The following is a 19153-nucleotide window of genomic DNA, read 5'->3' as shown; positions in this document are numbered from 1 at the left end:
CTTACCGAACTGCTAAAGTCATCTTAGTAGTTTGCTGTTTTTTTTTGCCTTGGTTTGAGTTGCTCTCAAAAGCTTTCATTTCCGCTTCTTCTTGCGTTAATCCATGGTCAATGCCTTCTTGGATTTGGCTGATCATCCGTTTGTAATCTTTAGGGATTATTTTTACGAATTTAGCAGCATTTTTCTCCCAGCTGTTTAACACTTGCTGTGCTGAGAAGCTGTCTGTTTGTTCCGCATGTTTACTGATTAAAGTCCTTACTCTCTCCAACTCTGCCTTATCTGTCAATTCTTCAAGCAGAATCATTTCCATATTGCAAAGATCCTTAAAGCTGTCCTTGTCGCTTGGCAATACATAAGCAATTCCTCCAGACATACCTGCACCGAAGTTTTTGCCGACTTCACCAAGGATGACTACTTCCCCGCCTGTCATATATTCCAGACCATGATCACCAATACCCTCAACTACAATGCTAGCTCCGCTGTTTCGGACTGCAAAACGCTCTCCTGCTTTACCGTTAATGAAGGCTTCACCGCTAGTTGCACCATAGAATGCAACATTTCCTGCAATAACATTATCTTGAGCAGAAAACGATTCAACTGATGGAGTCTTAATGACGATTTTACCGCCGGATAAGCCTTTTCCAACATAGTCATTCACATCGCCGTTCAAGCGGATTGTCAATCCTTTTGGAATAAATGCACCTAAGCTTTGGCCTGCAGACCCTGATAAATGCAGATTGATTGTATCTTCAGGCAATCCCTGCTCTCCATACTTTTTAGAAATTTCACTGCCGACAATTGTACCGATAACACGATCTGTATTGCGTACATGGTAGTGCAGGTCAATGTTTTCGCCATTTTGAATCGCTTTTTCTACTGCAGGCAGGATTTTTCTCATATCAATGCTTTCTGCAATTTTATGGTTTTGCGGCGTTTGGAATGTTCTAATTCCATCCACTTGGTAAAGAAGCTTAGTTAAATCAAGATCTTTTGCTTTCCAGTGGTTTTTAGCATTCTCACCGACAGTTAATACATCTGTTCTTCCAATCATCTCATCAACAGTGCGGAAGCCTAATTGTGCCATAATCTCTCTTACTTCTTCTGCGACAAAACGCATGAAGTTGACAACATGATCTGGATCTCCAGCAAATTTATAACGAAGATCTGGATTTTGTGTGGCAATCCCGACTGGACATGTGTCCAAGTGGCAAGCACGCATCATTACACATCCTAAGACGATGAGCGGTGCTGTTGCGAAGCCAAATTCTTCTGCGCCAAGCAATGCTGCCAGCACAACATCTTTACCTGTCATCAGCTTTCCGTCTGTTTCTAGGACAACTCTGCTTCTCAAACCGTTAAGCATTAATGTTTGATGTGCTTCAGCTAATCCAAGCTCCCACGGAAGACCAGTATGTTTGATACTTGTTTTTGGTGATGCACCCGTACCGCCATCATAGCCGCTAACAACAATAACATCTGCCGCACCTTTTGCCACACCTGCAGCAATCGTGCCGATTCCGCCTTTTGAAACAAGCTTCACACTGATTCGAGCATCACGGTTCGCATTTTTCAAATCGTGAATAAGCTGTGCCAAATCTTCAATAGAATAAATATCATGATGCGGCGGAGGTGAAATTAAGCCAACTCCCGGAGTAGAGCCCCTTACGTCTGCAACCCAAGGATATACTTTGTTTCCTGGCAGCTGTCCGCCTTCCCCAGGCTTTGCACCCTGCGCCATCTTGATTTGCAATTCGCGGGCATTTATTAAATAATGACTTTTTACACCAAAACGTCCTGATGCAATCTGTTTAATGGCGCTGATTCGATTGTCGCCATTCACATCAAGCTCGTAACGGGCTGGATCCTCTCCGCCTTCCCCGCTGTTTGAGCTGCCGCCTAGACGGTTCATTGCAATTGCCAATGTTTCATGCGCTTCCTTACTAAGCGATCCAAAGGACATAGCTCCTGTTTTAAACCTTTTTACAATGGATTCAACTGATTCGACTTCTTCTAGATCAATTGGATTCTGGTTAGCATTAAAGGCAAACAAATTTCTCAAGAAGTTTAATCTCTCTTCATTTGCTGCCTCTGAATATTGCTTAAATAAGCTGTAATCAGCTTTTCGGCATGCCCATTGCAATGTATGAATTGTCTTTGGATTGAACGCGTGATGTTCTCCGCCTTTTCTCCATTGGAACTCACTTCCAGAATCTAAAGTCTCATCCAGAATATTTGCATATGCTGCATCATGTCTGTCAGCAGCTTCTTTTGCAATCGTTTCTATACCTATTCCGCCTAATTGTGATACAGTTCCAGCGAAGTATTTATCGATAACCTCTTGGCCAATGCCGACTGCTTCAAAGATTTGGGCTCCGCGGTAACTTTGCACGGTAGAGATACCCATTTTGGACATTACTTTAACGACACCTTCAGTAATTACAAGATTATAGCGTGCTACAGCTTCCTCGTAGGAAATGTTCAGCAATTCATCTTCAATTGTCTTCTGATAAGTCGCATACACTAAATACGGGTTGATAGCATCTGCACCAAAACCGATTAAGCTCGCGAAATGATGAACCTCTCGTGTTTCACCTGATTCTACGATGATACTAACCTTTGATCGAAGTCCTTTTTCAATTAAATGCTGGTGCAGTGCGCTGACTGCTAACAGGACAGGTATAGCTTTTTGTTCTTGATTCATTCCTCTATCCGTTACAATTAACAGGCTAACACCTTCAGCAATGGCATTTTCTGCTTGCTTCAACAGGCTTTGAAGACTCATCTCCAAGTTATCTGTGAAAGTCGCTGCAAAGCTTTGTGCTGTAAATCCGTACAGCTCATTTGCTTTCAGCTGATTGATTTCAGCATTAGAAAGGATTGGACCTTCCAACTGAATGCGGCGACAATTCTCAGCCGTCGGGTGCAGCAGGTTGCTTTCAGCTCCTAACCAAGTCAATGTTGATGTGACCACATGCTCCCTGATTGCATCAATAGGAGGATTGGTTACTTGGGCGAACAGCTGCTTGAAGTAGTTGAATAATGATTGGGACTTTTCAGACAATACAGCAAGCGGCGTGTCATTCCCCATTGAACCGATTGGATCCTTGCCTTCTGTTACAACAGGCAGCAAGTTTTTTTGGATATCTTCATACGTGTATCCGAAAGCACGCTGGCGTGTCAGTAAATCTTGGAAAGACTCTGCTTCATCGTTTTCCGATTGCTCTAGCTTAACAACTTCCTCCAGCCATTCTGCATACGGCTCTTGTGATGAAATTTCGCTTTTCAGCTCATCGTCAGAAACGATTCTGCCTTCCTCTAAGTCTATTAACAGCATTTTTCCTGGGCTTAAACGGTCTTTATATAGAATGTTTTCTTCTTCTACCGGTACAACACCTACTTCGGAGGAGAACACAATATAATCATCTTTTGTCACATAATAACGAGCAGGACGTAAACCGTTTCGGTCTAATATTGCCCCGATTTGCTTACCATCTGTAAATGTGATGGCCATCGGACCATCCCATGGCTCCATCATTGCACTATGAAACTCATAAAATGCTCTTTTCTCGCCAGTCACGTGAGGGTTCTCTGTCCAAGGCTCCGGGATAAGCATCATTGCTGCATGAGCCGGCTTACGGCCTGCAAGAATGAAGAATTCCAAGGCGTTATCGAAAACAGATGAATCACTTCCATTTGCATCAAGAATTGGCAGAACCTTTTGCAGGTCATCACCGAAAGCTTCTGACACAAATTGCTGTTCTCTTGCCTTCATCCAATTGAAGTTACCGCGCAATGTGTTAATTTCTCCGTTATGGATCAAATAACGGTTTGGATGGGCTCTTTCCCAGCTTGGAAAAGTATTTGTGCTGAAACGTGAATGCACAATAGAAAATGCGGACACGAATTCTGGGTCTTGCACATCAAGATAGAATGTTTCTACTTGATCAGAAGTTAACAGCCCTTTATATACAATGGTGCTCGTAGACAGACTCGCAAAGTAAAATTCTCTTTCTTCTGCCTTGCCCCAATTTTCAGATAATTTACGGATAATATAAAGCTTGCGTTCGAAACCAAGCTTCTCTAAACCATTATTATTTTTAATAAACACTTGTCGAATTACAGGACAGCTCTTTTGAGCGACTTTTCCGATTTTTCTGACATCTGTAGGTACAGTACGCCAGCCGAGTAGCTCTTGGCCCTCAAGCTCGATATATTCATTTATCTTATTTTCAATTTCATGTCTGTTTGGATCGTCCTTTGAAAAGAAAACCATTCCGACACCATATTGTCCGCGCTCTGGCAATTCAAAATCCGTAATCTCCTTGCGGAAAAATGCATCTGGAATTTGAACCATTAATCCGGATCCATCTCCGGTCAACGGATCGCTGCCTTGACCACCGCGATGATCCAATTTACATAGCATGCTTAGTCCCTTTGAAACGATGTCGTGAGTTGCCATCCCCTTAATATGAGCAAATAACCCGATTCCACACGCATCATGTTCAAATTCAGGTCGGTATAGACCTTGTGCTTTAGCTAATTGGTTGTACGTCATTTCAACCACCCCTGTCAGATTTTCTAACACTTTTTTTTGTTCAGATAACCCAATTATACTATGCAAATTCATATATACAATATATTATTTGGATAGAAGTAATCTAATATTGAGATGAATAGGAGGATTAACCTAAAAAATGGAATTAAGACAACTGAAATATTTCATCGAAGTTGCAGAAAGAGAACATGTATCAGAAGCTGCTGAACGCCTACATGTAGCGCAATCCGCTATAAGCAGACAAATTGCTAATTTGGAAGACGAGCTAGGTGTCCCTCTATTTGAAAGAGAAGGACGAAATGTCAAATTGACATCAATTGGTAAAATATTTTTAACTCATTCCCTTGCGATTATGAAAGCAGTAGATCGTGCTAAAGAACAAATTGATGCTTATTTAGATCCAGAAAGAGGCTCCATTAAAATCGGGTTTCCGACAAGCCTTGCCAGTCATTTGCTGCCGACGATAATTTCCGCTTTTAAAGAAAGGCATCCGAACATAGCCTTTCAATTGCGACAAGGCTCATACAGTTTCTTAATCGATGCGGTAAAAAATCGAGATCTGGATTTAGCGTTATTAGGCCCTGTACCGACAGATGATTTTGATTTAAAAGGGAATATATTATTTACAGAAAAAATCTTTGCCCTTCTCCCAAGCAATCATCCGTTGTCCGAAAGACGTACACTTCGGCTAAGGGATTTACGAAATGAATCATTTGTATTGTTTCCGAAAGGTTATATTTTGCAAAAAATAGCTTATGATGCTTGTAAACAAGAAGGTTTTTTGCCGAATATAAGTTCTGAGGGAGAGGATTTAGATGCTATTAAAGGGTTAGTTTCAGCTGGAATGGGAGTGACATTGCTTCCTGAAAGCACCTTTTATGATAATGTTCCAAAATTCACAGCAAGGGTGCCAATTGAGAATCCTGCAATCAGCCGTACGGTCGGTATTATCATTCCCAAAAACCGAGAGCTGCCGCCGTCTGTACAAACTTTCTATCATTACGTGATTGAGTTTTTCTCCATTCTAGAAAAATACCAATAAAAATTTTATGCAAAATAATTAATTTTTATGCAACTTGTTCCTAACGGTTCAAGAAAGCCGTATACAAAGTATACGGCTTTAACCAATTTTTAACCCTTTTTTGTCATCTCTTCTACAAGAGAGTGGAAAATAGACATTGCATGTTCTATTGGTTCTGGAGTAGTTAAGTCAACACCTGTTTTTTTCAGCAAGTCTAATGGGAATTCTGAGCTGCCGCTCTTTAAGAATTCTAAATAGCTATCCAAGTCTTCCTGTTTGCCTTCCAAAAGCTTATCAGCAATTGTAATAGCAGAAGCAAAGCCTGTTGCATACTTATAAACATAGAACGGACGATAAAAATGCGGAATTCTTGACCACCCGTGCTTCACTTCATCATCAAGGACTAGCTCGCTGCCATTGTAAGCTTTAAAAAGAGTCTCATAAGTCTCATTGAAAAAATCAAGTGTTAGCGGTTCTCCCTTTTCTGCTTTCTCATGTACCTCTTTTTCGAACTCGCTAAACATTACTTGCGTGAAGAAAGTCCCTTTAAAGCTGTCGATAAAGTGGTTCAATAAATGCTCCCGTTTTTTCGGATCTGTTTCTGTTTTTAACAGATACCGAATCAGCAAGACTTCATTGACTGTTGATGCAACTTCAGCTACAAAAATGCTGTATCCTGCACTGATTGCCGGCTGATGCTTATTGCTGAGATAAGAATGCATCCCATGGCCGCACTCATGCGCCAATGTAAAAAGACTGTCAAGGTCATCTCGGTGATTCAACAGGATGAATGGGTGTACCCCGTATACTCCTAGATTATAAGCTCCCGACCTTTTCCCCGGTGTCTCTCTCACATCAAAATAACGTTTTTCCTTAAAGCTTTTCAAAACATCAATATACTCAGACCCAAGCGGCTCTAAGCTTTTCAGCATAATATCATAGGCTTCATCAAATGAGATTTCCTGCTTCGCTGCCTCGCCTGCAAGGGGAACACTTAAGTCATATGCATGCAGCTCATCGACACCTAATTTTTGCTTGCGGTATTGCATATATTCATCCATATATTTTAAATTATTTCTAGTTGATTCTATCAGGTTCTCGTAAACTTCCTTTGGAACCCGATCACCAAACAAACTTTTTTCAAGGGCTGAAGGATAATTGCGCAGTTTGGATGTTTTAACATTATTTTTGACTGCAGATGAAAAAGTTGCTGCAATTGTATTCTTGAGTCCGAGATAAGGTTGATAGTATGCCTTGTAGGCCTCGATTCTTTTTTCTCTATCATCGCTTTCCATCAGCTTTGAATACATACCTCTTGTCAGCTCTACTTTGTTTCCGTTCTCATCTGTCACCTCACCAAACTTAATATCTGCATTATTAATCATCCCGAACACTTGGCTTGGAACAGACAGGGACTCCCCTAATTCTGATAAGATCTCTTCCTTTTCTTTGCTTAAAACATGCTTTTTATAGGCAAACGACTCAAGCAAATCCTTTTCAAAATATTTCAAGCCTTCTTCTTGCGCAATATATGCTTTTAATTGGCTCTCTTCCAGGCTTAAAAGATACGGCATAAAAAACGAGCTTGCGCTGCTCCATTTTTGCCCTGCACTTCTCGCTTGGTCTACAAGACTTTGAGCGCTGTTATTTCTGGTATCTGTATCAAGCAGCAGCATGCCGTAAGCGAAAACCTTCCTATATATGTAACCGATTTCTTCAGATAGCTTTAGATAGGCAAGCAAGCTTTTGGCATCGTTTATATTATCATTGTAGGTAGCAATCTCGCCAACCTTTTCACTGACTATGTCCAAATCTGCTTTCCAAGCTTGCTCTGTTTCGTACAGATCACTAAGATTCCATTTCTCTATGTCTTTTACTTCATTTCTGTCTTTATAAGAAATCATCTGCAGCCTCCTCATTTGATTAAGTTTATTCCATCATAATGGATAGCATTTACTCCTGTCCAAAAATTAACACTATTGTTTTAGCAGAAAAATTTTCTGCTTTAGATGATTAGTTTATGCAGGAAACTAATTTGTCATGAATCTTTTGCGCTGTTAAAGAAAGACCCCCGGAGATAATCGCCGGGGGGGCAAGAATTGCTTATACTCCTGGGAACCAGCCAGGAGAGTTGATAATTGCATTCCAAAGCGGATCTGGCACTACCAGTTCCTTCTGCTTGCTTTTATCTAATACAGAAACAATTTCACTTTCTCTGCCTTCCTCGATTTTTTGAACAAAATCAGGATCGATAATGAGCTCACGGCCAATAGCTAAAAGATCAATATCTGTTTCAAAGGCTTTTTTTGCATCATCTGCTGTATACACGCTGCCGACACCAATCACTGGCACACGTCCATTGACACGCTCGATAATCCATTCAATTCTGGATTTGCTATCATCAGCGCCACGTCTTGGTGCTGACCAGAACTCTTGTAAGGAAGCATGCAAATAATCTAGGTTTTTGTCTGCAAGTGCATCAATCAAGGCAAATGTTTCCTCCATCGTTAAACCTGGAGTTTCCGGTTCTTCTGGAGAGAAACGATAACCAACAATAAATGGCTCTGTTGCTTTTTCTGCTTCTTTTTTCACAGCATCAACAACAGCAAGCGGGAATGCCATTCTATTCTCTAGAGTACCGCCCCATTTGTCGTTGCGTCTATTTGTGTGCGGTGAATAAAACTGCTGAAGCAAATATCCGTTTGCGCCATGGATTTCAACACCATCAAACCCTGCTTCCACAGCACGTCTTGTTGTTTCACCGAACGCTGTGATAATTTCAAGAATCTCTTCTTCTTTTAAAGGTCTAGGAGCTGGATTATTGTCTTGTGCAACATCGCTGGCACTTACAAGCTCACCATTAGGCACTAGGTTTGGAGGACAAGATCTGCCGCCATGGAAGATTTGCAGAATTGCTTTCGCCCCTTCTTTTTTTATTGCAGATGCAAGTTCTCTTAAAGACGGAATGAATTCATCAGAATATGCAGCAAATTCTCCCGGGAAGCCTTTGCCGTTTTCTGTTACATATGTACATGCAGTAATAACCATGCTGACACCTTTAGAACGTCTAGCATAATAGTCAACCTCAGCTTTGGTAACTGTGCCGTCCTCGTTTGATGAGAAATTAGTCATTGGCGCCATTACTAAACGATTTCTCAGTTCCAGCTTATTTGCCAAGTTCAATGGTTGGAAAAGCTTTTCGGATTGATTGCTCAAAATTAACACTCCTTTTAAATTATATTTACATAATGTTTCTTGATTAAATGAACTTCTGCTTCACTCCTGTAGTATGCCTTTATCAGGGTGAATTATTGAAGTAATGTCATCTTAATATTCTCGCACTTAAATAGTCAAACGATTGAACTCGGCCAAAAACAAAAAAGCACCCTTGGTGTTACCAAGCGGTGCTGTACTTATATAAAAATAACTTTAAATCGGTTACTTCAAAGACTCCAGTGCCTGCTTAAGATTAGCATAAACCTTGATTGCCGCCATATTTAATCTTGTTTCCACAACTGTTTGAGCAAGCTGCGGACGCAAGCCGGTTACAATGACCTTGATGCCAAGGAGCTGAAGCACCTCGCCTAATTGGTACAGATAAGAAGCGATTTCCGAATCTATATTTTTAATGCCAGAGTAATCTGTAATAAGATATTCAAGCTGAAGCCCAGCTATATGGGGGACTACTTTTTCCATTATATACGAAGCTCTGTAGGCATCGATTAAGCCAACAAGCGGCAGAACAGCTACACCTTCTTTTACAAGCACAACTGGGGCAGACAGCTCCGCCAATTCCTGCTGGGCTTTCTTTCGGTAACTTTCTGATAAACATTCATAAGTGGAGACTGTTTCACTTAAGCTAGTGTCGAGTATATCGTCAACCATTTTTATTAAAAAAGCATTCTCACTAAGAGCTAGTCCAAACTTAATGCTTAACTCTGTCAGCAGCTCATTAAAAATCTTCCTTGTCGGCTGGTAGCGGATAACGATTTCTGAAATTCTTCCTCCTGCGTTCAATTGCTGTTCAGCATTGTGCTTACTCCAAGCAATTAAATCCGCTGGCACTCCTGACACACCTGTATTAAGTGACTTGCCTAAAAACCCTAAAAACTCTTTATACATGAGAAATGCATTATTTCTCTCGTCATCAGGGATGCTTAAATCTAAACTGCTGAGAACTCCCTCTACTATTCTATGAGCAAGGACTTCTGTATTTTCCTCTATGTACTCAGCCACTTTACACATTGTTGTCATATATCATTCCCACCCTTTACCCCAATAGTATAACTAGATTATAACGCAAAAAAGGGCGGTTTTGGGAGAAATATTCCGTCTTTATTGCAGCTAATTTGACTATAAAAAAATAATAGCTTGCAACAAATTAATAGATATGGTATATTTATTTCTGCGATGAGCTCTATTGAATAAGTCAATAAACGCTAATGTGCTATGTGGAGCACAGTTTATTGCCTCAATAACGTAAGGACACCATTTTTGGTGTCCTTTTTCATTTTTTTCAAACGAACAACAAAAAGCATGAAGATTTGCATCTCCATGCTTTGATATATAACGACTATTATAAAAACTATTTAGGAGATCAACTTGTTTAGTTCTTCTGTTAAACGAAGAAACTCAGGCTTATCACCAGCGATTAATGTTGCATCAATCTGCTTTTTTAGACTCTGTTTCTTGAAATTATAAAGGGCTTTCTCCAAGACCATTTCAGCTAATAAAGAATCAACTACATTTCCTTCAGACTGTTGTGGTGCATTTAATAAATACTTTTCCATTTGAATCAACCCCTTTGCTTTTTTATATTATAGCAACAATTTTCTGATAATTCAAATACTTTTTCGAGGTAATTTCTCCCTTTTTCTAATAAGAAAAAAATCTCCCTTTCCGCTATAATCTCAACTGATATTCATGTATTCTTAAGATGTAGAATAAATTTTTTTAAGGAGATACAAATGAAATATAAAATGATTGTACTAGACATGGATGACACATTGCTTCAGGATGACCATACGGTCTCAGAAGCGACAAAGGCAGCATTGATTAAAGCACAGGAACAAGGGGTTAAGGTAGTTCTTGCTTCAGGCAGACCTACGTTTGCGATGTGGGATACTGCAAGAGAACTACATCTGTCTGATTATGGCAGCTATATCCTTTCATTTAACGGCGCGAAAATCACCAATTGCCGAACGAATGAAGAGATTTTCAGCAGTACGCTTTTACCAGAGGTTGTACACCAGCTGTTTGAATTGAGTAAAAGAGAAAAGGTTTGGCTTCATACATATGTTGGCGATACTATTGTGACAGAAGAAAACAATCCATTTACGGAGATTGAAGCACAAATAACTGGGCTGCCAATCAAAGCTGTGCCTAACTTTGTTGATTACATAAAAGACCCTGTTGTAAAGGTATTAATGGTTAAAGAAGAGGATATTCTGAAAAATGTGGAGAAAGTATTACAGACAGAACTTTCAGAGCAACTGAGTGTTATGCGCTCCAAACCTTTTTTCCTTGAATTCACGGAGAAAGGTGTTACTAAAGGCACAAGCCTATCATTATTGATTGATCGCCTTGGCATCACAAGAGAAGAAGTTATCGCAATGGGAGACAGCTATAATGATGCCGCAATGATTGAATTTGCAGGTCTTGGCATTGCAATGGGCAACGCTCCTGACGACATTAAGCTAATAGCCGATTATGTAACAGATACAAACAATAATGACGGAGTTGCCAAAGCGGTCGAAAAATTTATTTTAAACGCTTAAAAGCTTATTTTGTCAGCTTGTGAATGGATTGCCCAAAACTTAAAAAATGGAGGATTAATATGAAGAATGATCAATTGTTGATTGGGAGCCACAGCGAATATGCCCCATTAAAAAAAGTGATTTTAACATCTCCATTATATATGACTATTAAAGAACCAATAAATGCGATCCAAAAGCAGTATATGAAAGAAAATATTGATACAGAATTAGCTGTTAAACAGCATCAAGGCTTTGTTGAAGCTTTGAAAGCTGAAGGCATTGAAGTTGTGCTCCTTCCTGCTGAGAAGCAATTCCCTGAACAGGTATTTACTAGGGATATCGGCTTTACACTTGGTGATCAAATGTTCGTTGCGAAAATGGGGCATGATGTCCGTAAAGGAGAAGAGCATGTTCTGTTAAACTGGCTGAACGAGCAGGAAATTTCTTTTACGAAATTAAACAGTGACAAGATTGAAGGCGGTGATGTGCTGATTGACGGCTCGACCATTTATGTCGGTGTCAGCAATCGCACAAATGAACAAGCCATTAATCATCTTCAAAGCTTGCTGCCTAACTATGAAGTGATTGCTGTTCCATTCACAGACAGCTTTTTACATCTTGATTGTGTATTCAATATTCTTTCGCCGCATGATGCGCTGATTTATCCTGGGGAAATTGATAAAGATAAATTGGAATTGTTAAAGAAGCGGTATTCTCTCATTGAGGTGACAAAGGAAGAGCAAGCAACACTCGGAACAAATGTACTATCTATCGGTCATAAAAAAGTCATCAGTCTTCCCATTAATAAAGGTGTAAATAGTGAGCTGCGCAAACGCGGTTTTACAGTGATTGAGGTTGATATAACGGAAATCATTAAGTCAGGCGGAGCCTTCCGCTGCTGCACACTTCCTTTGTACAGGGAAACACAGACAACATAATTAAAAGAGCCGCTGCCATGATTGACAGCGGCTCTTTTATTTTATACTTCGACTGTCCAGCCAAACGGATCTTCTGCTCTTCCGTTTTGGATGTCTGTCAATGTATCATAGACTTTTTTCGCAAGCTCGCCAGTTTCTCCGTTATTAAGAGTAATGGATGTTTCATTCCATAAGAACTCACCAATTGGAGAAATAACCGCTGCTGTTCCTGTACCGAATGCTTCTTTCAACTCACCATTTTTATGAGCTTCAAAAATCTCTTCAACAGAAATTCTGCGTTCAACTACAGGGATGTCCCAATGTTTAAGAAGATCCATGACGCTTCTTCTTGTCACACCTTCAAGGATGCTTCCGTTTAATGCTGGTGTAATAACTTCATCACCAATCTTGAAGAATACGTTCATCGCGCCTACTTCTTCTACATATTTCTTTTCGACTCCATCAAGCCATAATACTTGAGAATAGCCTTTTTGTGTAGCGATTTGCTGCGCTTTTAAGCTTGCTGCGTAGTTACCAGCTGTTTTTGCAGAGCCAGTTCCGCCAGCAACGGCACGGACATACTCATTTTCAACAAAGATTTTTACAGGTTTAACACCTTCTTTGTAGTATGAACCAACCGGTGACAAGATGATCATGAATTTATAGCTGATAGAAGCCGCAACACCTAAAAATGGTTGTGTAGAAATAACGAAAGGACGGATATACAGGGAAGTTCCTTCTCCTGATGGAATCCAATCTTTATCAATATTAATCAGCTGCTTTAAAGCATCAAGAGCGAAATCCTCATCAATTTCTGGAATGCAAAGACGCTCATTTGATTTGTTCAGACGTTCCATATTTTTTTCCGGTCTGAAAAGCAATACTTTTTCTTCTTTTGTCAAATATGCTTTCATACCTTCAAAAACTGCTTGCCCGTAGTGGAAAATAACTGAAGCAGGATCTAACGTGATTGGCTGATATGGTAGAATTTGAGCATTATGCCAGCCGTTCTCTACTGTATAGTCCATCATGAACATATGATCCGTAAATACTTTACCGAATTCCAATTTAGACGGATCTGGCTTCGGTTTCTTTTCTGCAGCTAATGTTACTGTGATTGTTTGTTCACTCACGTTGAAAAACTCCTTCATATGTAAATTATTATTTCTATCTATTATAACGTAACTTTTCTGGAGGAAAAGAGGAATATATATTTTTTTAAAAACTTTTTTTGCTTAACCATCTTATTGTTATAGCACAAATAAAAAGAAATACGCGCCACAAAATGGACTGGCGCTATATTTCTTTCCAAAAAATATTTGCTTACAGTTCTATTTTCTCTTGCTTTAGTGCTGCCGGAAAACCTTTAAGCATATGGGCCATATAAACAATTCCTTGTTCATAATCTGATGTGCGGATGCTCTCATTCGGTGCGTGAGCCTTGCTGCCGACCCAGCCAACTCCTGTGCTGACAATCGGCAAATTCAAAATTCTGCCAAAATCAAACATCGGTCCTGTTCCTGCCGAGTTTGGTGCGAGCACAACATCACTATTGTAAACCTCTTTAGCTGACTGCTGTACATGACTGATAAACGGATGACTGAAATCCGAGCGGTACGCTTTCTGACCGTTAATCAACTTTACAGACACATCATCGAAACCATGCTTTTTCAAATGATTCACAACACATTCAAAAATATGGTTCGGATCTTGACCAGGCACAAGGCGGCAATCCAGCTTCATTTTTGCGCTTTTTGGCAGAACTGTTTTTGCTCCTTCCCCTGTATAGCCGCTTTCGATCCCGCAAATTGTCATTGTCGGTTCAAAAACCATTGCATAACGAGGGTCCTTTCCTAAAGCCTCTGTTATTAAAGGCCTTTTTAACCCATACAGCTCCTGAACGGCTTCTTCATTGAACGGCAATGACTGAACGACCTCCTCCTCTGCAGGAGTTGGTGGTGTTATTCCATCATAAAAACCTTCGACAATAATTTCATTGTGTTCATTGCGCATAGAGGCTAAGGCATGAACAAGTCTCCACGCTGCATTGTCGACATACGCTCCTACCGAGGAGTGCATATCGATGTCAGCACCTACTGCTGTTAGCTCCATATAAGCCATCCCTTTAATGCCTGCTACCATGCTGATCCGCTCTTGTTCATCCTTTCCGCCAAATTCCCAAATGCAGGCATCAGCTTGAAACAATTCAGCATACTTTTCTAAATAAGGAGTCAAGTTAGGGCTTCCTATCTCTTCTTCTCCTTCAATAAGGAACTTAATATTACAGGGAAGACCGCCTTCTGTTTCCTGTAGCACTTTAATGGCTGTAAGTCTCGCGATTGTGTCCCCTTTATTATCAGAAACTCCCCTTGCAAACAGTTTTCCGTCGCGCACGGTAGGTACAAACGGTTCAGTCACCCATTCATCAAGAGGATCGGCAGGCTGCACATCATAATGGTTATAATAAAGAAGCGTACTAGTCGAATCCCCCTTCTCTCCTGCTGGGAAAAATCCATAAACAACTGGGTTTCCACCAAGATCATCTAGCACCTGAACGTCACCTCCGAAATCCTTTATCACATTAGAAATATACTCCACTGTTTCTGGAATGAACTTGTTTTGCGCAGATACTGTTTCTAACTGTAAATATTGTTCTAAAATAGCAAAGGATTGTTCTAAATTTTCCTTTGTCTTCGTTTCAATTGCTTGTAAATCCATTTTTTCCATATTGCCAGCTCCTTTATATTTAGATACTCTATTGTTTCGCCAACCGAAGAAAAAAACCTGCTATTTTTCAAAATATTTTATAAATTAAAAAAATAATTTTAGTCACAAAAAAAATCTAAATCAGTTCGGAAAAGAAAGATCGTCTTTTCAAAAGTGATTTAGACTTTATTAGATAAGTTTAATTCCAGTTTTTCGTATCTTCGAGCAGATCATCAATCTCAATAGTTTTGATGTTCCATTCACTGACACAGCTAGCCAGATCCAGCGTGTCTTGCAGAAGCTGGTCTATATCGGCTCTAATTAATTGCATTTTGTAGCCTCCTTTAGTGCCTAATCATGCTTAGTAATGCCCCCTTGAAACAATTCTTAAACGACTATTTCTCTAGTTATTACATTGCTGCATTACAAGTATGTAGCACTTTATAGCTTGGAAACTATATCCATGCTGTTGTTTTACATGCTCATTATAGCATGTTTTTATCAATTAGCCCATTACGCCCAAATTACATGAACATTACAGCCTGTAATACTGTCTTTCGCCAATAGATTAGCAAGTTTTTCCTCTTACTCAAAAGATGTTTCACTTATTGGAAGATGGTATACTTGAAACTATATATTCCCTTCAAACGTCTGTCTATATTCGTTAATTTCTAGCAAAAATTAATCATTTGCTTATGTTTTTTCCTGATTCAGGCAATCATGGAGAGGAAATGGAGGGATTTAATTTTGAGAAGGCTTATAAAACTGGCGTTGCTCATTTTAATTGTCTACGTCGGAGTGCAATATATACAGCATAAATTTGGCACGGAAACGATACCGAATGCGATTGATTATGCAAAAGCCGAAGTGAACGAGCAGGAAGCTGCTAATTTTATTGAAAAATTTATTGAGCAAAGTAAACAGATTTTCCAAGATACACAAGATATCCTCCCAGACTGGGATACTGGTGCGGAAACGGAACAGACGAAGCAGGCAGAAAAACCGGAATTAGAGACACCAGCTCATCAGACCTTTTCCATTTATAATATTCAAATGGGTGATTCGGAGGAAGCAGTTGAGCAGGAATTAGGTAAACCGCAGCGTACATCTATGAATGAGTACGGCATATCATGGAATACGTACCACGAAAACTATCAAAATTTTGTTATGGTAGGATTTGATTCCAATAAAAAGGTAGCAGCGCTGTATACAAATCAAGATTTGATTTCCTCTACAAACGGAGTGAAAAAAGGCAGCAGTAAAGACAGTGTCTTGAAGACGTTAGGAAATCCCCTCGATGAACTGACAAAAGGCTTTGTCCGTTATAAATTTCCAGAAGACAGAGATTATGAAGTTTTTGAGATGGACGGCAGTTATGTCACCGTATTTTTTGATAAGCATGAAAACAATACAGTAACGGCAATGCAGATTGTGACAACTGAGCTTGAAGAGGACAGAAGTGATTTCTATACAGACGGAAGCGCCCAACTGGAAGAGGGCTTTGAATTCCAGCTGTTTGATTTAACGAACGCCAGCAGGGTTAACAACGGTCTTGGCGTATTGACATGGGAAGATAATGTAAAGGTAACCGCAAGGAAGCACAGTGAGGATATGGCGAAAAACAACTATTTCGACCATACAAACCTCGATGGTGAGTCCCCATTTGACCGGATGCTCTCTGACGGCATTAAGTATACAATGGCTGGTGAAAATCTTGCTTACGGGCAATACAGCAGTATTTTTGCACATGAAGGTTTAATGAACTCTTTAGGACATCGGGAGAATATTCTGCAGGAAGGCTTTACTTACCTAGGTGTCGGTGTTGCTTTCAATGAAAAATCACAGCCGTATTATACGGAAAACTTTATTACAAAATAAAAACAAGGCTATCCTGCAAAAGGAATAGCCTTGTTTGTTTACACAATCATATTTCCTATTACCCATAACAAGACAAAGCTGATAAGGATAGACAGGTTTGCTGCTGTGCCGACAAATCTCTGATTATACTTAAACTCTACACTGTAAGGTAATACAGAGGAGGCCATCGGCAGAATAAGTCCAATCAGGACTGTATAGCGGAACATATCATCGACTGGCAGAAGGAAGAACCCTAATGTTCCAACAAGTAAACCGACACCATAGCGCAACCCCAATACCCTTCCAATGCCCTTCCAGTGGCTTTTTTCAAATGAAAAATTCAAATAGATTCCTAGAAGCAGTAAAGACAGAGGCATATTAGCCTGAGAGATGACAGAACTGATGTCTATAACAGCAGTCGGCAGTGGCAAGCCGGTAATATTAATGATAAATATGACCACATATGTCATTAACGGGATTGATTTGCCCATTTTGCCGGCAACATGCTTGAAGTTCAGCACAACGCCTTCCTTTGCATAATAGCTTCCAATTAAATAACTGACTCCAAATGTAATAATAGCATTACCAATATCGAACATGCCGAAATACTTTAATCCTGCTTCTCCCCAGATACCTTGAACTAAAGGATAAGCAAACAAGCCTATGTTAAACCCAGGGATCAGCATGCCAAGCATCCCTTTATCTCTCCGCTCTTCCTTCCTGAATAAAAACAAGCCTAATATTGCGACAATGATACCATATACAAAGCCTAGGACCATCAGCATCATCAGGGAGGAATCGATTGTTATACGATGAAATGTTACGATGATTAAACTTGGCAACGTAACATTAAAAATAAGGCGTGCCATCGCTTCCCCGTCTTTTTCCTTGAGGATCTGCCACTTCTTCAAACAATAGCCTAGGGCAATTATAATGAAGGAAATGATAAACTGATTATTAAAGTTTTCCATATTGCTAATCTCCAATCATAAGAGGAAAACTCAAAAAAAGGTCAGGGGTTTACCCCCAACCTATTAAATGCTGTTGCCTCTACTAATTTCTTTATTCATCAACTTAATCTTTTTAATATCCAAACGGATTAATAAGGAGATTGTCAGTGAAACGATGAACATACAGGAAAAGACAATCAACGTCTCCTGATAGCTTCCTGTCGTGTCTCTGATCCATGAGACAAACCTAGGACCAGCAATCCCTGCTGCAGACCACGCTGTCAGTATATAGCCATGAATGGCACCAAGCTGTTTCGTTCCGAACATATCTCCAATATACGCAGGGATCGATGCAAATCCTCCCCCGTAACAAGACATTATGATACATACTATTATAGAGAAAGTAATAGCGTCTTGTAAATGAGGCAATACAAAAAAGGCAGCAATTTGAATCGCAAAAAACAATGTGTATACATTAGGACGACCAATATAATCGGAAACAGATGCCCATGCAATTCTTCCTAATCCGTTAAATACACCCATAATACCGACTAATACGGCGGCTCCTGTAACGGACATTCCAGCAAGCTCTTGTCCCATTGGAGATGCAACAGCCAATATGGCAATTCCACACGTAATATTAATGAAAAGCATTGTCCATAAAGCCCAGAATCTTTTTGTTTTTATTGCTTCATTGGCTGTCGATTGAGCTAAATCAGCTTTCGGAGCAGCAGCCCCTGTCTCCAATGCCTTCTTGTAGCCAGCAGGTACATAGCCTTTTGGAGGCGGAGCCAAATATTGAGCTGAAGCTAGTATTATTATAAAATAGATGATTGCCAAAATATAAAATGTAGAAGGTATACCAACAGAGCTAATCAACTTATTCATAATCGGACTGCTGATCATGGAAGCAAAGCCGAACCCCATTATAGCCAGCCCTGTTGCCAGCCCTCGTTTATCAGGGAACCATTTCACCAATGTTGATACTGGCGTAATATAGCCTACTCCAAGACCAATTCCGCCAAATACTCCATAAGTGATATACAAAAGAGGCAAGGATTCAATACTTACCGCAAACCCTGACCCTGCCATTCCTAATCCAAATAGAGTGGCGCAGAGTGTTCCAGCAGCACGGGGACCGAATTTCTCCACGAAATGTCCTAAAAAGGCTGCAGAGAGACCTAAAAATAATATAGCGATACTGAATGTCCAGGAAATGCTTGTTAAACTCCAATTGTACGTTTCTTCCAATGGTTTTGTAAAAACACTCCACGCATAAACAGAGCCAATAGAAATATGAATGCCAACTGCTGAAAGGGCAATTAACCAGCGATTTTTTGTTTTCATAACAGTCTCCCTTGCTTCTTAGTCTAGTTTTTCTGGGCTTAAAT

At 40.0% G+C, this 19153-nt stretch carries 14 protein-coding genes; 4 read left to right on the top strand and 10 right to left on the bottom strand.

Annotated elements, in window-relative coordinates; translation table 11 throughout:
- Position 1: 1 nt before the first annotated feature.
- The gene (gene gltB, locus ACLIJJ_RS13365; RefSeq protein WP_251646183.1) at positions 2–4555 is read right to left on the bottom strand and encodes a glutamate synthase large subunit; all 4554 of its coding nucleotides are present in this window, start codon (positions 4553–4555) and stop codon (positions 2–4) included.
- Positions 4556–4694: 139 nt separating this feature from the next.
- Here gltB and gltC point away from each other — a divergent pair, with 139 nt between their 5' ends.
- Positions 4695–5597 (top strand): glutamate biosynthesis transcriptional regulator GltC, encoded by a 903-nt coding sequence (gene gltC / locus ACLIJJ_RS13360; protein WP_233313925.1) that lies wholly within the window; start codon positions 4695–4697, stop codon positions 5595–5597.
- A gap of 89 nt (positions 5598–5686) precedes the next feature.
- On the opposite strand, the gene pepF is transcribed toward gltC, so the two are convergent.
- The 4 genes from pepF to ACLIJJ_RS13340 form a co-directional block, all read right to left on the bottom strand.
- Positions 5687–7480, bottom strand: coding sequence for an oligoendopeptidase F (pepF, locus tag ACLIJJ_RS13355; RefSeq protein ID WP_411411042.1), 1794 nt, complete (start codon positions 7478–7480; stop codon positions 5687–5689).
- Between the two features lie 199 nt (positions 7481–7679).
- Complete coding sequence (locus ACLIJJ_RS13350) at positions 7680–8795, bottom strand: NADH-dependent flavin oxidoreductase (RefSeq protein ID WP_233314755.1); 1116 nt, start codon at positions 8793–8795, stop codon at positions 7680–7682.
- 219 nt (positions 8796–9014) lie between these two features.
- Complete coding sequence (locus ACLIJJ_RS13345; RefSeq protein ID WP_237941384.1) at positions 9015–9830, bottom strand: STAS domain-containing protein; 816 nt, start codon at positions 9828–9830, stop codon at positions 9015–9017.
- Between the two features lie 335 nt (positions 9831–10165).
- Positions 10166–10366 (bottom strand): IDEAL domain-containing protein, encoded by a 201-nt coding sequence (locus ACLIJJ_RS13340; RefSeq protein WP_233313928.1) that lies wholly within the window; start codon positions 10364–10366, stop codon positions 10166–10168.
- 177 nt (positions 10367–10543) lie between these two features.
- On the opposite strand from ACLIJJ_RS13340, the gene ACLIJJ_RS13335 reads away from it, so the two are divergent.
- Both ACLIJJ_RS13335 and ACLIJJ_RS13330 read left to right on the top strand, forming a co-directional pair.
- Entirely contained in the window at positions 10544–11353 is an 810-nt protein-coding gene (locus ACLIJJ_RS13335) for a Cof-type HAD-IIB family hydrolase (protein WP_233313929.1), read from the top strand.
- A 59-nt stretch (positions 11354–11412) separates the two neighbouring features.
- Complete coding sequence (locus ACLIJJ_RS13330; protein WP_233313930.1) at positions 11413–12270, top strand: dimethylarginine dimethylaminohydrolase family protein; 858 nt, start codon at positions 11413–11415, stop codon at positions 12268–12270.
- Positions 12271–12311: 41 nt separating this feature from the next.
- On the opposite strand, the gene ACLIJJ_RS13325 is transcribed toward ACLIJJ_RS13330, so the two are convergent.
- The 3 genes from ACLIJJ_RS13325 to ACLIJJ_RS13315 all read right to left on the bottom strand — a co-directional run bounded on the left by ACLIJJ_RS13325 (position 12312) and on the right by ACLIJJ_RS13315 (position 15286).
- The gene (locus ACLIJJ_RS13325; RefSeq protein WP_233313931.1) at positions 12312–13382 is read right to left on the bottom strand and encodes a branched-chain amino acid aminotransferase; all 1071 of its coding nucleotides are present in this window, start codon (positions 13380–13382) and stop codon (positions 12312–12314) included.
- A gap of 190 nt (positions 13383–13572) precedes the next feature.
- The gene (locus ACLIJJ_RS13320; protein WP_411411071.1) at positions 13573–14967 is read right to left on the bottom strand and encodes a M20/M25/M40 family metallo-hydrolase; all 1395 of its coding nucleotides are present in this window, start codon (positions 14965–14967) and stop codon (positions 13573–13575) included.
- A 187-nt stretch (positions 14968–15154) separates the two neighbouring features.
- Entirely contained in the window at positions 15155–15286 is a 132-nt protein-coding gene (locus ACLIJJ_RS13315) for a hypothetical protein (RefSeq protein WP_267913281.1), read from the bottom strand.
- Positions 15287–15702: 416 nt separating this feature from the next.
- Here ACLIJJ_RS13315 and ACLIJJ_RS13310 point away from each other — a divergent pair, with 416 nt between their 5' ends.
- A complete protein-coding gene (locus ACLIJJ_RS13310) occupies positions 15703–16833 on the top strand; it encodes a CAP domain-containing protein (RefSeq protein ID WP_237941383.1) in 1131 nt (376 codons plus the stop codon).
- A gap of 38 nt (positions 16834–16871) precedes the next feature.
- Here the strand turns inward: ACLIJJ_RS13310 and ACLIJJ_RS13305 are convergent, their stop codons facing one another.
- Both ACLIJJ_RS13305 and ACLIJJ_RS13300 read right to left on the bottom strand, forming a co-directional pair.
- Positions 16872–17783: an AEC family transporter gene (locus ACLIJJ_RS13305; protein ID WP_237941382.1), complete on the bottom strand. Its 912-nt coding sequence runs from the start codon at positions 17781–17783 to the stop codon at positions 16872–16874.
- 63 nt (positions 17784–17846) lie between these two features.
- The gene (locus tag ACLIJJ_RS13300) at positions 17847–19109 is read right to left on the bottom strand and encodes an L-lactate MFS transporter (RefSeq protein ID WP_237941381.1); all 1263 of its coding nucleotides are present in this window, start codon (positions 19107–19109) and stop codon (positions 17847–17849) included.
- Between the last annotated feature and the right edge of the window lie 44 nt (positions 19110–19153).

Origin of the sequence: Niallia laureatilytica (assembly GCF_046613985.1) — a bacterium.
Classification (GTDB): domain Bacteria; phylum Bacillota; class Bacilli; order Bacillales; family Cytobacillaceae; genus Niallia.
The sequence above is the reverse complement of the archived record's forward strand: the minus strand, read 5'-3'. Positions and strand labels throughout refer to the sequence as shown.